The organism is Streptomyces sp. NBC_01267 (assembly GCF_036241575.1).
Classification (GTDB): Bacteria; Actinomycetota; Actinomycetes; order Streptomycetales; family Streptomycetaceae; genus Streptomyces.
On sequence record NZ_CP108455.1, the window covers coordinates 5220731 to 5234494 of the forward strand.

At 71.1% G+C, this 13764-nt stretch carries 15 protein-coding genes; 10 read left to right on the forward strand and 5 right to left on the reverse strand.

The features are described from left to right. Positions 1-329: 329 nt before the first annotated feature. Positions 330-1295, reverse strand: a complete 966-nt coding sequence (locus OG709_RS23970; RefSeq protein ID WP_406113738.1) for a heavy metal transporter — start codon at positions 1293-1295, stop codon at positions 330-332. A gap of 38 nt (positions 1296-1333) precedes the next feature. On the opposite strand from OG709_RS23970, the gene dapE reads away from it, so the two are divergent. Both dapE and OG709_RS23980 read left to right on the forward strand, forming a co-directional pair. Further along, positions 1334-2413, forward strand: a complete 1080-nt coding sequence (dapE, locus tag OG709_RS23975) for a succinyl-diaminopimelate desuccinylase (RefSeq protein WP_250298079.1) — start codon at positions 1334-1336, stop codon at positions 2411-2413. Positions 2414-2479: 66 nt separating this feature from the next. Beyond that, a complete protein-coding gene (locus OG709_RS23980; protein ID WP_250298078.1) occupies positions 2480-3232 on the forward strand; it encodes a TIGR00730 family Rossman fold protein in 753 nt (250 codons plus the stop codon). 181 nt (positions 3233-3413) lie between these two features. On the opposite strand, the gene folP is transcribed toward OG709_RS23980, so the two are convergent. After that, the gene (gene folP, locus OG709_RS23985; RefSeq protein WP_326694072.1) at positions 3414-4274 is read right to left on the reverse strand and encodes a dihydropteroate synthase; all 861 of its coding nucleotides are present in this window, start codon (positions 4272-4274) and stop codon (positions 3414-3416) included. 140 nt (positions 4275-4414) lie between these two features. Between folP and OG709_RS23990 the strand changes: the two genes are divergently transcribed. Continuing rightward, a complete protein-coding gene (locus tag OG709_RS23990) occupies positions 4415-4744 on the forward strand; it encodes a DivIVA domain-containing protein (protein ID WP_250298076.1) in 330 nt (109 codons plus the stop codon). Then, positions 4741-5334, forward strand: a complete 594-nt coding sequence (locus tag OG709_RS23995) for a DNA-3-methyladenine glycosylase I (protein ID WP_250298075.1) — start codon at positions 4741-4743, stop codon at positions 5332-5334. Before OG709_RS23990 ends, OG709_RS23995 begins: the two co-directional genes overlap by 4 nt. Positions 5335-5353: 19 nt before the next feature. On the opposite strand, the gene OG709_RS24000 is transcribed toward OG709_RS23995, so the two are convergent. Further along, complete coding sequence (locus tag OG709_RS24000; RefSeq protein ID WP_329167671.1) at positions 5354-6154, reverse strand: enoyl-CoA hydratase/isomerase family protein; 801 nt, start codon at positions 6152-6154, stop codon at positions 5354-5356. A 325-nt stretch (positions 6155-6479) separates the two neighbouring features. Between OG709_RS24000 and OG709_RS24005 the strand changes: the two genes are divergently transcribed. Continuing rightward, positions 6480-6647 carry a DUF3117 domain-containing protein gene (locus OG709_RS24005; RefSeq protein ID WP_003966491.1) on the forward strand — a complete coding sequence of 56 codons (168 nt, stop codon included), beginning with the start codon at positions 6480-6482 and terminating at the stop codon, positions 6645-6647. Between the two features lie 125 nt (positions 6648-6772). On the opposite strand, the gene OG709_RS24010 is transcribed toward OG709_RS24005, so the two are convergent. Then, positions 6773-7438 (reverse strand): O-methyltransferase, encoded by a 666-nt coding sequence (locus tag OG709_RS24010; protein ID WP_250298073.1) that lies wholly within the window; start codon positions 7436-7438, stop codon positions 6773-6775. A gap of 127 nt (positions 7439-7565) precedes the next feature. Between OG709_RS24010 and sigE the strand changes: the two genes are divergently transcribed. The 5 genes from sigE (at position 7566) to OG709_RS24035 (ending at position 12481) form a co-directional block, all read left to right on the forward strand. Continuing rightward, on the forward strand, positions 7566-8339 hold the full coding sequence (gene sigE, locus OG709_RS24015) for an RNA polymerase sigma factor SigE (protein ID WP_250298072.1): 774 nt from the start codon (positions 7566-7568) through the stop codon (positions 8337-8339). Further along, positions 8336-9289 (forward strand): anti-sigma factor family protein, encoded by a 954-nt coding sequence (locus OG709_RS24020; RefSeq protein ID WP_266640961.1) that lies wholly within the window; start codon positions 8336-8338, stop codon positions 9287-9289. The genes sigE and OG709_RS24020 overlap by 4 nt, the downstream gene beginning before the upstream one ends. A gap of 136 nt (positions 9290-9425) precedes the next feature. Continuing rightward, entirely contained in the window at positions 9426-11198 is a 1773-nt protein-coding gene (locus OG709_RS24025; protein WP_329167672.1) for a S1C family serine protease, read from the forward strand. 103 nt (positions 11199-11301) lie between these two features. Beyond that, positions 11302-11787: a sec-independent translocase gene (locus OG709_RS24030; protein WP_250298069.1), complete on the forward strand. Its 486-nt coding sequence runs from the start codon at positions 11302-11304 to the stop codon at positions 11785-11787. An 82-nt stretch (positions 11788-11869) separates the two neighbouring features. Continuing rightward, on the forward strand, positions 11870-12481 hold the full coding sequence (locus OG709_RS24035) for a hypothetical protein (RefSeq protein ID WP_250298068.1): 612 nt from the start codon (positions 11870-11872) through the stop codon (positions 12479-12481). A 117-nt stretch (positions 12482-12598) separates the two neighbouring features. Here the strand turns inward: OG709_RS24035 and OG709_RS24040 are convergent, their stop codons facing one another. After that, entirely contained in the window at positions 12599-13732 is a 1134-nt protein-coding gene (locus OG709_RS24040) for an Mrp/NBP35 family ATP-binding protein (RefSeq protein WP_250298067.1), read from the reverse strand. Positions 13733-13764 lie beyond the last annotated feature (32 nt).

Consider the following 13764-nt stretch of genomic DNA (forward strand, 5'->3'; position numbering starts at 1 on the left):
TCCTTGAGCGGGAGGGGACAACGGGCTGTCCGGCGTTCGGACGCTGTGACAACCGCTCGGGGGCAGGGGGAAGTTGCGGTGAGCCGAGGTAAAGAGTGTGCAATGCGTCGCATAATCAGGTTCGGATAAAAACGGACAAACGACGGATGCCGGCCTCGGTTGCCGAACCGTCACTCCCCTTGATTCCCAAGGGATCCCAGGACCGGCAGGGGAGGGGCGCGCGAGGGGCGCGGAAGATTCCCACCGGCGGTCGGTACGGGACGCTTCCGGGCGACGGGTCGCACGGTCGTGCGGGGGCGCCTCCGGTGTGACTTCGCCGGTCTCCGGCGCTACTTCGCCAGGGAGATGCGGACTTCGTCCGGGCTCTGCCCCGCTGTGCCGCCGGACCTGGTGTCCGCCTTGCCCCAGGAGGTCTCGTCGGTACCGGCGGCCCACACCCGGCCCCCGTAGGAGACCCGTTCGATGCCGAGCGCGGCGGAGTTGGCCACGGCCCAGTGCGCCAGCTCCCAGCCGCGCTGCTTCCCGGACCCGGACCCGGCGCCGGTGCCCGGCCCGGACCCGGTGCGGTGCGCCGTGCCCCCGGCCGCCGCCTTGGTGCCGTGCACCGGGAGCCGTACGTCCGTCGACGGCGCGGGCCGGCCGGCCGGCAGCACTCCGGGCCCGAACTCCCGGGCCAGCCGGGCCCGTACCTTCGCCGGATCACCCGCCACGGCGCTCTTCGTCGCCGAGCAGGTGAACGAGGCGGGCGCCCGGCCGGTGAGCGCGGACGCCAACAGCGCCGCGTCCGGCTCGTGCTTCGCGTACGCCTCCGGGAAAGCGCTCCGCTGCACGCGCTGCGCCGCGACCGTCAGCGGCAGGTGCGCGTAGTCGTGGACCTTGTCGAGGTGCTCGTAGAACTTCCGCGCCGAGTAGACCGGGTCCATGATCTGCTTCGTGGTGCCCCAGCCCTGCGAGGGCCGCTGCTGGAAGAGACCGAGCGAATCCAGGTCGCCGTGGTCGAGATTGCGCAGCCCCGACTCCTGGAGCGCGGTCGCCAGCGCGATGGTCACCGCGCGCTCCGGCATCCCGCGCGAAGTGCCGACAGCGGAGATCGTCGCCGCGTTGACGGCCTGTTCGGGGCTCAGTTCGTAGGTGGTCCCGTCGGAGGAACCGGCCGTGCAGCGCGGTGGCCCACTGCCCCCGCCCCCGTTGAGGTACTGCACCACCACATAGCCCGCCAGCGCGAGCAGCACGGCGACGGCGGCCGTGACGCGGAAGAGACGGCCGCGGCGTGGGGCGGCAGAGGGACGGGACACAGGGGTCACCGTACTGGAGCCCGCGCTAGGGTCGGACCATGTCCGAGACCCCGCTTGACCTCACCATCGACGCATCGGCCCTGACGGCGCGGCTCGTCGATTTCCCGTCCGTGAGCGGCACCGAGAAGCCCCTCGCGGACGCGGTCGAGGAGGCGCTGCGCGCCCTGCCTCACCTGACTGTCGACCGCTACGGGAACAACGTCGTCGCCCGTACCAACCTGGGTCGCGCCGAGCGTGTCGTGCTGGCCGGGCATCTCGACACGGTGCCGATCGCGGACAACGTCCCGTCCCGGCTCGACGAGGACGGCATCCTCTGGGGCTGCGGCACCAGCGACATGAAGTCCGGTGTCGCCGTGCAGCTGCGGATCGCGGCGACCCTGCCCAGCCCCAACCGGGATCTCACCTTCGTCTTCTACGACAACGAAGAGGTCGCCGCCGACCTGAACGGCCTGAAGCACGTGGCCGAGGCGCACCCCGACTGGCTGGCCGCCGACTTCGCCGTACTCCTGGAGTCCTCCGACTGCGAGGTCGAGGGCGGCTGCCAGGGCACGCTGCGGGTCATCCTGACCACGAAGGGCGAGCGGTCCCACTCGGCGCGCAGCTGGATGGGGTCCAACGCGATCCACACGGCGGCCCCGATCCTGGCGAAGCTGGCCTCCTACGAGCCGCGCAGGCCGGTGATCGACGGACTGGAGTTCCACGAGGGCCTCAACGCCGTACGGATCGAGGCGGGCGTCGCCAACAACGTCATCCCGGACGCCTGCACGGTGGTCGTCAACTTCCGTTACGCACCGGACCGCAGCGAGGCGGACGCACTGGCGTACGTCAAGGAGTTCTTCGCGGACTGCGACGTCGACACCTTCACCGTGGACGACCACAGCGGCGGCGCCCTTCCGGGCCTCGCGCACCCGGCCGCGGCGGCGTTCATGGCGGCCGTCGGCGGCACGGCCAGGCCGAAGTTCGGCTGGACGGACGTCTCACGCTTCAGCGCGCTCGGCGTCCCCGCGGTGAACTACGGCCCCGGCAACCCGCTGCTCGCGCACAAGCGGGACGAACGGGTCGCGGTCGCCATGATCGAGCAGGCGGAGGAACGACTCCGTGCCTGGCTGACCGCCTGAATTTCCCTCTTCGTCACATCTGTCGACCTAGGCTGTCGGGACACGCACAGCGGAGGGAGCAACAGCATGGGCAACCCTGAGGGAGCACGGGCGCCGGAGGAACAGCGACTCGGACCGGTGGTGCGCCGCCGGGAACAGGTCCAGCCCGGTACCACCGACCAGCGGCTGCTCGACACCTCCGAGGGCGGCGCCGACTGGCTGCACACCGACCCCTGGCGGGTCATGCGCATCCAGTCGGAGTTCGTGGAGGGTTTCGGCGCACTGGCCGAACTGCCCAGCGCCATCAGCGTCTTCGGCTCGGCCCGCACGGCGCCCGGTTCACCGGAGTACGAGGCGGGCGTACGGATCGGCCGGGCGCTGGTCGACGCGGGCTTCGCCGTGATCACCGGCGGCGGGCCGGGCGCGATGGAAGCGGCGAACAAGGGGGCCCGGGAGGCGAACGGGGTCTCCGTCGGGCTCGGCATCGAGCTGCCCTTCGAGCAGGGGCTCAACCAGCACGTCGACATCGGCGTCAACTTCCGGTACTTCTTTGTCCGGAAGACGATGTTTGTGAAGTATGCGCAGGGCTTCGTGGTCCTGCCGGGCGGACTCGGCACGCTGGACGAACTGTTCGAAGCGCTGACCCTGGTCCAGACGCGGAAGGTGACACGGTTCCCGATCGTGCTCTTCGGCACGGAGTACTGGGGCGGCCTGGTGGACTGGCTGCGCGGGACGGTGATCGCCCAGGGCAAGGCGTCCGAGCGGGACCTGCTGCTGTTCCACGTCACGGACGACGTGGACGAGGCGGTGGCGCTGGTGACGAAGGAGACCGGGCTGTAGGGCGGTTGGCCGTGGGGCGGTCGGCCGCGGGACGGTCGGTCGCCGGGCGGTCGGTCGTGGAGCGATTCTGCCGCCGGAGGGGCTCGACGGCCCGTCCGGCGGCAGACGGCTGCCGGGGCCTGGGACGGGACGGGCGTCCGGGCCTCAGGCCAGTCCCCGGGTCCGGACGGCTGCCCGGGTCTCAGGCCAGTCCCCGCCGTGCCACCGCCGGTTCCCGGTGCCCGGCGATCGTCGCCACCATGTCCAGCACCTGCCGGGTCTCCTCGACCTCGTGCACCCGGTACACCTGCGCCCCCAGCCACGCCGACACCGCGGTGGTGGCCAGCGTCCCCAGCAGCCGTTCCTTCACCGGCCTGTCGAGCGCCTCGCCCACGAAGTCCTTGTTGGACAGCGACACCAGCACCGGCCAGCCGGTCGCGGTCATCTCGCCCAGCCTGCGGGTGGCCTCCAGCGAGTGCCGGGTGTTCTTCCCGAAGTCGTGGCCGGGGTCGATCATGATGCCGTCGCGGCGCACCCCGAGCGAGACCGCACGCTCGGCGAGACCGACCGTGACCCGCAGGATGTCGGCCATCACGTCCTCGTACGTGACCCGGTGCGGCCGGGTGCGCGGCTGCGCGCCGCCCGCGTGCGTACACACCAGACCGGCGCCGAACCGCGCGGCCACCGCGGCGAGTTGCGGGTCCACCCCGCCCCAGGCGTCGTTGAGCAGGTCCGCGCCCGCTTCGCAGACCGCCTCGCCCACGTCGTGGCGCCAGGTGTCGACGCTGATGACCACATCGGGGTGGCGCCGCCGTACCTCGGCGACGAAACCGACCGTGCGCCGGGCCTCCTCGGCGGCGGTGACCTCCTCGCCGGGGCCCGCCTTGACCCCGCCGATGTCGATGATGGCCGCCCCCTGGGAGACCGCCTCCTCGACCCGGGCCAGCGCCGGCTCGTCACGGAATGTCGCTCCCTGGTCGTAGAACGAGTCCGGGGTCCGGTTGACGATCGCCATGATCACCGGTTCGTGCGCGTCGAACTCGCGCCGTCCCAACCGCAACATTCGCCGTATCCTCCATAGCCTCTGAGTCGCCTGCGACCCTACGACCCGGTGCACGACAGACGGCGGATCGGGTCGTTGGACCTCAGGTTTGCATGGCACGATCGGACGCACGATTTCGGTACCCGGGGAGAGGCTCGCTCGTGTTCTTGTTCTTGCTGATCGCGATGGTCGTGGTGGTCGCGGCGGTCACCCTCGCGGTGATCGGCGGCGGCGAAGGCGAAGTGCTGCCCGAGGTGTCCCCCGAACTGCCCGTCGACCCGCTGCCCGTGGCCCGCCCGGTCGGCCGCGCGGACATCGAGGCGCTGCGGCTGCCCATGGTGGTGCGCGGCTACCGGATGGCCGACGTGGACGACGTACTGAGCAGGCTGGGCGCCGAACTCGCCGAGCGGGACGCGCGGATCGCGGAGCTGGAATCGGCGCTCGCCGGTGCGCGGGCCGCCGCGGTCGGCGACGAGGACCCGCAGCGATGAGCTCCGGAGCGGTCCTGGGGGCCGACGGCAAGCTGCGCTGCCCGTGGGGCGCGTCCACCGAGGACTACGTCGGCTACCACGACACCGAGTGGGGCAAGCCGGTCCACGGGGACGGCGCGCTGTACGAGCGGCTCTGCCTCGAAGCGTTCCAGTCGGGGCTGTCGTGGATCACGATCCTGCGCCGCCGCGAAGGGTTCCGCAAGGCCTTCTCGGGGTTCGGGATCCCCGCGGTGGCGGCCTTCACGGACGCCGACAAGGAGCGGCTGCTGGCCGATCCGGGCATCATCCGCAACCGCGCCAAGATCGACGCGACCATCGCCAACGCGCGGGTGCTCGCCGACTGGAAGGCCGGCGAGCTCGACGCGCTGATCTGGTCGTACGCCCCGGACCCGGCCGGCCGCCCGGCGCCCCGGAGCGGCGCGGACGTGCCCGCGGTGACACCGGAGTCCACGGCACTGGCCAAGGACCTCAAGAAGCGCGGGATCCGCTTCGTCGGCCCGACCACGGCCTACGCCCTGATGCAGGCCTGCGGCCTGGTCGACGACCACCTGGCGGACTGTTTCGCGCGGGGGGACTCGGGAAGCGCCTGAGCCCGGTGTCCGTCTGCTCTCAGCGGCCCAGGTAGCGCGGCTCCGTCTTGCCGACGAAGGCCTGGACCGCGATGAGATGGTCCTCCGACGCGCCCGCCCTCGTCTGGAGTTCGTCCTCCTTCTCCAGCGTCTCGCCCAGCGAGTGCTCCGCCCCGTAGGCGAGTGATTCCTTGATCGCGGCGTAGGCGACCGTCGGGCCCTCCGCGAGGGCACGGGCCACCGACCGCGCCTCGTCGGCCAGCTCGGCCGCCGGGACCAGCTTGTTGGCGATGCCCAGGTCGTGCGCCTCCTGGGCGGTGAACGAGCGCGGGAAGAGCAGCAGGTCGGCGGCGCGGCTCCGGCCGATCAGCCGCGGCAGCGTCCAGGAGACACCCGAGTCGGCGGTCAGGGCGACACCCGCGAACGAGGTGGTGAATTTCGCGGTGTCGGCGACGACGCGGTAGTCGGCGGCCAGGGCGAAGCCCAGTCCGGCCCCGGCGGCGACCCCGTTGATCCCGGCGACGACCGGCTTCGGCATCTCGGTGATGGCGCGCACGACGGGGTTGTAGTGCTCCTTCACCGTGCTCATGGTGTGCCCGGTGCCCGCCTCGCGGTCGGCCGCCAGCAGCGAGATGTGTTCCTTGAGGTCCTGTCCGACGCAGAAGGCCCGCCCGGTGGCGGTGAGCAGTACGGCGCGTACCTCCGGAGCCGCCGCGGCGGTCTGCAGGGCGTCGCGCAGAGCGGCCTTCGCCTCGGTGTTCATCGCGTTCATCGCATCGGGACGGTTGATCGTGATCGTCGCGAGTCCGTCGGTCACCTCGTAGAGCACGCTGTCCGCCATGGGGGCCTCCACTGCTTGGTCGGCTGCTGGGTCGGCTGGTTCGCCTGGATCGTGGTCCGCTGCTCAGCATGACGGAGATCATCGGCGGCGAACATGTGACCTGCGTCAAACAATGCTGGTCGAGAAAGGTGTGGGAGGCGGCGCAGTATCGCAGGGGGAACGCCGAATTGGGTGGTTTTGGGGAAGTGCGTTGCGCAAGCGATGCAGACCGATGTTGGTCATCGGGTCCTGCGATGCGGGATAATGGCGGGGAAGCAATATGTTCGATGCCGGTGACACCTGGGTTGTCGGCTGCGATGAGCTGGTTTCAGGAAGGGGAACGAGCATGGCGGCCATGAAGCCGCGAACGGGCGACGGCCCGCTCGAGGTGACCAAGGAGGGGCGGGGCATCGTCATGCGCGTTCCGCTCGAAGGCGGCGGGCGACTGGTTGTCGAGCTGACTCCGGACGAGGCCGATGCACTCGGCGACGCGCTGAAGAAGGTCGTCGGCTGACGCGGACGCCCCACTGTTTTCTCCACTGCCCCGGCTCCGGCCGGGGCAGTTGTGTTTTCCTCGGGGCTCGGGGCTCGGGGGCTCTCGGATCGGGGTGCGGCGGCGCGGTGTTCCCGCCGCACGCGTCAGCCGAGGCGTACGGCGCAGAGCAGCCCGTCGCCCACCGGAATCAGTGAGGGCAGCAGTTCCTGGCTCTCGCGCACCGCGCGCAACAACTCCCGCAGGTGCAGCACCTCGGCGGGCTGGGCCGCGGAATCGACCGTACGGCCGTCCGCGAAGACCCCCTCGAAGCACACCAGTCCACCGGGGCGCAGCAGCCGCAGCGATTCCGCGAGGACATCGAGCGACTCCAGCCGGTCGCCGTCGCAGAAGACGAGGTCGTACCCGCCGTCCGCGAGCCGCGGCAGTACGTCGAGGGCGCGGCCGGGAATGAAGCGTGCCCGGTTCCCCGCGAAGCCCGCGGCACGCAGGGCCTGGCGGGCGAAGCCCTGACGTTCGGGCTCCGGATCGACGGTGGTCAGGACCCCGTCGGGCCGCATGCCCTGGAGCAGATAGATGCCGGATACGCCGGTACCCGTACCGATTTCCGCCACTGCTTTGGCGTCCGCGGCGGCGGCGAGCAGCCGCAGCGCAGCGCCGGTGCCCGGGGAGACCGAGGGAAGTCCGGCGTCACGGGCCCGGTCACGGGCCCAGCGCAGGGCTTCGCCCTCGGCGACAAAGGCGTCGGCGAACGCCCAGCTCGTCTGCCGGTTGGCGGTAATGGACCTCTCCTGTCCCCGTAGTTGACGCACTCGTGACTGTATCCGCTGCGCTCGGGAACCCGCAGATGGGACCGGGCGTTATGAGAGGGCAGGGGGGATGCGGATGTATGCGGAATCCGGCAATCAGTCTTATCCGGAGCTAACGGGCGAGGTGGCTATGGTAGGGGCTCCACTGGACACCACCAGAGCCGACAGGGGAGGTGCGGCTGCGCCTGTGGATCGGAGAGGAGCGTTGCGGCGCTTTCTCAGGTCGGCGGGTGAGCCGAAATCCGTGACCGACATTGCTGACAGCCCGAGCGCTGCTGACTCCGCCCAGACCGCGACCTTCGCCTCGGACGCGGACGCGCAGACATGGACTCCGCCCTCGTGGGAGGAGATCGTCAGCACGCACAGCGGCCGGGTCTACCGCCTCGCCTACCGGCTGACCGGCAACCAGCACGACGCCGAGGACCTCACACAGGAAGTCTTCGTCCGCGTCTTCCGCTCGCTGTCGACGTACACACCCGGCACCTTCGAGGGCTGGCTGCACCGCATCACCACCAACCTCTTCCTGGACATGGTCCGCCGCAAGCAGCGGATCCGCTTCGACGCGCTCGGTGACGACGCCGCCGAGCGGCTGCCGAGCCGTGAGCCGTCTCCGCAGCAGGTCTTCCACGACACCCACTTCGACGCGGACGTCCAGCAGGCGCTGGACACCCTCGCTCCGGAATTCCGTGCCGCGGTGGTGCTCTGTGACATCGAGGGGCTGTCGTACGAGGAGATCGCCGCGACGCTGGGCGTCAAGCTCGGCACCGTGCGCAGCAGGATCCACCGGGGCCGCTCCCACCTGCGCAAGGCTCTTCAGCACCGCTCGCCCGAGGCCCGTCGTGCGGAGCAGCGCGCGCTGGCCGGGGTGGCCATCGGCCCGGACGGAGAGGATGGGACCGCGTGAGTGGATCCAGTCCGACCCCGGCCGAGCAGCACCTCGGGGACCGGCTCGCCGCCCTGGTCGACGGTGAGCTGAAACACGACGCGCGCGAGCGGGTGCTCGCGCATCTCGCCACCTGTGCCAAGTGCAAGACCGAGGCCGATGCCCAGCGACGGCTGAAGAGCGTCTTCGCCGAGACCGCGCCGCCGCCGCCGTCCGAGGGGCTGCTGGCCCGTCTCCAGGGGCTTCCCGGCGGACCCGGTGGGGACGATCCGCGTTCCGGCGGAATGTTCGGCGGACGTTTCGCCGACGGATTCTTCGGGCCCGGAAGGCCGGACGACGGGCGTTCCTCGGGCCCCCGCGTGGACACCTTCGGCTATGTGCCCGCGGGGCACGGCGCCACCGCGCTTCCGGGCGGCGGCCCGGACAGCGGGTTCCGGATCCACCCGGTGGGCCGGACCGACCAGGAGCGTTCGGCCTGGCGTGGCCGGAGATTCGCCTTCGCGGCTGCCAGCGCCGTGTCGCTCGCGGCCATCGCGCTGGGCGGCACACTGCCGCTGGGCGGCGCGAGTGATCCCGCGGCGCGTACCGACGGCACGGCCAACAACGTGACACCGCTGAGCGCTACCGACCCGGTCGGCATCAGCACCCTGTCGGACCGGCGCCGCGACGGCGCGAGTAACGGCGCGGGCGTGCGCACCATGGACGGCCGCGACCGGCCGCCCGTGCTCTCGCCCTCGGTGTTCGCCGCGCAGCACTCGACCTTCACCCCCGTGACCCGGCCCGCCCAGCAGTCGCTGTACTCGCTGACCACCCCGCTGCTGACGGCCGCGTCGCTGTCTCCCACGATCCGTCCTCCCCTCGCGGCCACCGCACCGGCCGGGCCGGTGCAGCCGAGCCCCACGACCACACCGTCCCCCGCGCAGCTCAGCGTGGGCGGCGGCTCGGAACTGCCGGTTCCCGCCAGGCACTAGGCCCGCTGGCATCGGGACCTGTCCCGTCCGTGGTCGAGCGGTACCGGACGGGGGATTCGGCCGGTAAACCTGGTTGAATCCCTGGAGGGGTGCCCTCCACAGGGCACGCAGAGCGTGGGGCGGGTGCGGGGAGAGCATGGACGAGGGGAAGCCCACCGGGCCGGAGGTCAAGTGGTGGAGCAGGCCCGCGCCGGGAATTCCCGCGCAGGCGCAGCCAGGACCGGACCCGGTTGCTGAAGCCGCACCCGAGGCGGCAGTTCCGCCGGTCATACCCGGGCCCGGCACGGGAAGTTCCGGAACGGGCGTGGAAGACACCGGGCCCGGCACGGGAAGTTCCGGAGCCGGTACGGAAGGTTCCGGGCCCGGCACGGAAGGTTCCGGAACCGGTACGGAACACACTGGGCCCGCCGCCCCAGCCGACCGCCCACGGCCCTTGCACGAGCCCGACCCCTACGGCACCCCGCCCTACGGCGGTCCGGGCCCCTGGGCCCCCGCTCCGCCCGTACAGCGGCCCGTTCCGACGCCGGCCCAGGGCACTCCCGTCCCACCGCTCCACGCGGGCGCCCCGCAGCCGCAGCAGCACGCGCCTCACCAGCAGCTGCCGTTCCATCAGCCGCTGCCTCAGCCGGAACCGTCGGGGCCGCAGCCCGTGCCGCCGCAGCCGTACCCGCAGGCGGACCGGCATCCGTTCTCCGTCCCGCTGCCCGCCCCGCAGTCCCCGCAGTGGCACCGGTACGACCCGTGGGGCATGCCGGCGGATCTGCCCCCGGCGGGCCTCCCGGCCGCCCCGCCGCCCGCACCGCGCAAGCGACGCGGCGGCATCGTGGCCGCGCTGGTACTCGCCCTGGTCACCGGTGTCATCGGCGGAGGTGTCGGCGCGTACATCGAGCGCAACGGCTCCTTCAGCGACATCAAGCTGCCGCAGGCCGGACCGGAGAGCACGGACCGCGTGGCCGGCAGCGTCGCGGGCATCGCCGCGAGCGCCCTGCCGAGCGTGGTCACCCTGCACGTCAGCGGCAAGGACGAGCAGGGCACCGGCACCGGATTCGTCCTCGACCGCGAGGGTCACATCCTCACCAACAACCATGTGGTCGCCCCGGCGAGCTCCTCCGGCGACATCACGGTCACCTTCAGCAGCGGCGAGAGCGCCAAGGCGAAGGTCGTCGGCCGGGACAGCGGTTACGACCTCGCGGTCGTCCAGGTCAGCGGGGTCTCCGGGCTCACCCCGCTGCCCCTCGGCAACTCCGACAACGTCCAGGTCGGTGACCCGGTGGTGGCCATCGGCGCCCCCTTCGACCTGGACAACACGGTGACCTCGGGCATCATCAGCGCCAAGGAGCGCCCCATCACGTCCGGCGGCGGCAAGGGCAGCGGCAGTGACGTCAGCTATGTCGACGCCCTCCAGACCGACGCCCCGATCAACCCCGGTAATTCGGGCGGGCCGCTGGTCGACACCAAGGCCCGCGTGATCGGCATCAACAGCGCCATCCGCCCCGCGGACAGCGGTTCGGACGCCGGAAGCGGCCAGGGCGGCTCCATCGGACTCGGCTTCGCGATCCCCATCAACCAGGCGAAGCGGGTAGCCGAGCAGCTGATCAACACCGGCAAGGCCACCCATCCCGTGATCGGCGTCACACTCGACATGCAGTACACAGGGGGCGGCGCCAAGGTGGCTGCCAAGGCCAACGACGGCGGACCCGCCGTCGCACCGGGCGGCGCGGGAGCCGCCGCCGGGATCAGGCCGGGGGACATCGTCACAGGTGTGGACGGCCGGAAGGTGCGCAGCAGCGTGGAGTTGATCGTCAAGATCCGCGCACACCGGCCCGGCGACAGACTGGCTCTCACCGTCCGGCACGACGGCCGGGAGCGGGCTGTGACCTTGACTCTTGGTTCGGCCGACGGCATATGAACGTCACTGGGAGGTACCGTCCGGACAGCTTTGCCGGGTACCGTGGTCGGGGCCCGGATCTGACCCCGACCTGCGGGCCGCGGAGAACACCAGGAGCAATAAAGTGTTCAATGACGTAGGCCCCCTTGAGATCGTGACGCTCGTGGTGCTCGCCGTGATCGTTTTCGGCCCGGACAAGCTGCCGAAGCTCATCCAGGACGTCACGCGCACGATCCGGAAGATCCGTGAGTTCTCCGAGAGTGCGAAGGAAGACATCCGCACGGAACTCGGCCCCGAGTTCAAGGACTTCGAGTTCGAGGACCTCAACCCCAAGACCTTCGTCCGTAAGCAGCTCATGGACGGCAGCGACGATCTGGGGCTGAAGGAGATCCGCAGCAGCTTCGATCTCAAGAAGGAGATCTCCGAGATCACCGACGTGGTGCAGGGCAGGTCCAGTGCCACGGAGAGTGACACGGACGAGGACAGCACCCCCGCCGTCGGCGCGTCGTCCGGTGCGGCCAACGGCTCATCGACCGGCCCCGACCTGCTGAAGAAGCGGACGAAGGTCGACACCGACGAGCGTCCGCCGTTCGACTCGGACGCCACCTGAGTATTCTCCATCTGTCCGGCAGTGAGGGCGCCCGTGGGGGTGGGCCGCTTCGGACATCGAGGATCGAGGAGGCGGCCGGCACATGGAGACGACGAGTCGGACAGGGACGCGCACGGTCGACGACTATCTGAGAGCGCCCTTTTCCTGGTACGGACTGGACGAGGCGTTCGTCGGCCCCCGTTGGCTGATGCAGGTGGGCGTGGCAGCGGACGGCACGGTTCAGCACGGCTCCGTAGGGCATGGCGACGAGCCGTCCGTACGACCGGACGCGCACCCCGAGAAGGAGCACTTCGCGGTCGTGGTGACGGTCGCCTCCAGCCCGGTGCGGCGCAGCGGCGACGGTACGGGCGTACTGGAGGCCACCTCGGTCTCCTCGGCCGCCTGGCTGGCCGGTGCCGGACTGCTTTCGTACACCTGGCCCCCGCAGCTGGACCATTCCCGGCGGGACGAATGGCTCGACCAGCAGACCGAGACGGCTTTCGACCTGGCGGACGATCTGTCCGGCCCGGAGTGGTCGGAGCTGACCCTGCCGGTCGACGGGGTACCCACCCCGTTCGCCTACCGGGAGTCGGAGTTCGGCTGGGTGCTCGCGGGTGCCACGCCTGACGGGGTGCACCTCGGGGCGTACGGGCGCGGAATGAGCGCGTACGGGCTGGCGTTCGCCGTGGCCAAGGACATCAGGGCGTACGTCTAGGACCCGCCGCCCGGCCGATCTTGGCCTGGCCCGGAACGCCGGGCTCGGAACTGGCCCGGTACGGCTCGGGGGCGACCGCCGTCTGCGGTCGCCCCCGAGCCGTACCGGTGGGAACGTCTAGAACTTGTTGCGCGGGGTGACCCCCAGCGACATGCCCGCCAGGCCGCGCTGGCGGCTGCTGAGCTTGGTCGCGATGGCGCGCAGCGCGGTGCCCGCCGGGGAGTCCGGGTCGGTCAGCACGACGGGCTTGCCCTCGTCGCCGCCCTCCCGCAGCCGTACGTCGATCGGGATCGAGCCGAGTACCGGAACCGTGGCGCCGGTCGTCTTCGTCAGGCCTTCGGCGACCTTCTGCCCGCCGCCCGTACCGAAGACGTCGACCATCTCGTCGCAGTGCGGGCACGGCAGCCCCGACATGTTCTCGACGACGCCGACGATCTTCTGGTGGGTCTGGACCGCGATGGAACCGGCCCGTTCGGCGACCTCGGCAGCGGCCTGCTGCGGGGTGGTCACCACCAGGATCTCGGCGTTCGGCACGAGCTGTGCCACCGAGATCGCGATGTCACCGGTGCCCGGCGGGAGGTCGAGCAGCAGGACGTCCAGGTCGCCCCAGTACACATCGGCCAGGAACTGCTGGAGCGCCCGGTGCAGCATGGGTCCGCGCCAGACCACCGGGGCGTTGCCCGGGGTGAACATGCCGATCGAGATGACCTTCACCCCGTGTGCCGACGGCGGCATGATCATGTTCTCGACCTGGGTGGGGCGGCCGTACGCACCGAGCATCCGCGGCACGCTGTGCCCGTAGATGTCCGCGTCGACGACGCCGACCTTCAGGCCGTCCGCCGCCAGCGCCGCGGCCAGGTTGACCGTGACCGACGACTTGCCGACGCCGCCCTTGCCCGAGGCCACCGCGTAGACGCGGGTCAGCGAGCCCGGCTTGGCGAACGGCACCTCGCGCTCCGCGGTGCCGCCGCGCAGCGAGGCCGCGAGCTCCTTGCGCTGTTCGTCGCTCATGACGTCCAGCCCGACGGAGACCGAGGTCACCCCCTCGACCCGGGCGACGGCGTCGGTGACGTTCGTCGTGATGGTCTCGCGCATCGGGCAACCGGAGACGGTGAGGTAGATCGTGACAGCGACCGCGCCGTCCGCTCCGATATCAACCGATTTGACCATGCCGAGTTCGGTGATCGGTCGGTGGATCTCGGGGTCGTTCACTGTCGCCAGCGCTTCACGCACCGCGTCTTCCATAGCCATGGGTCGATGGTACGGCGCCCACTCCCGCCCCG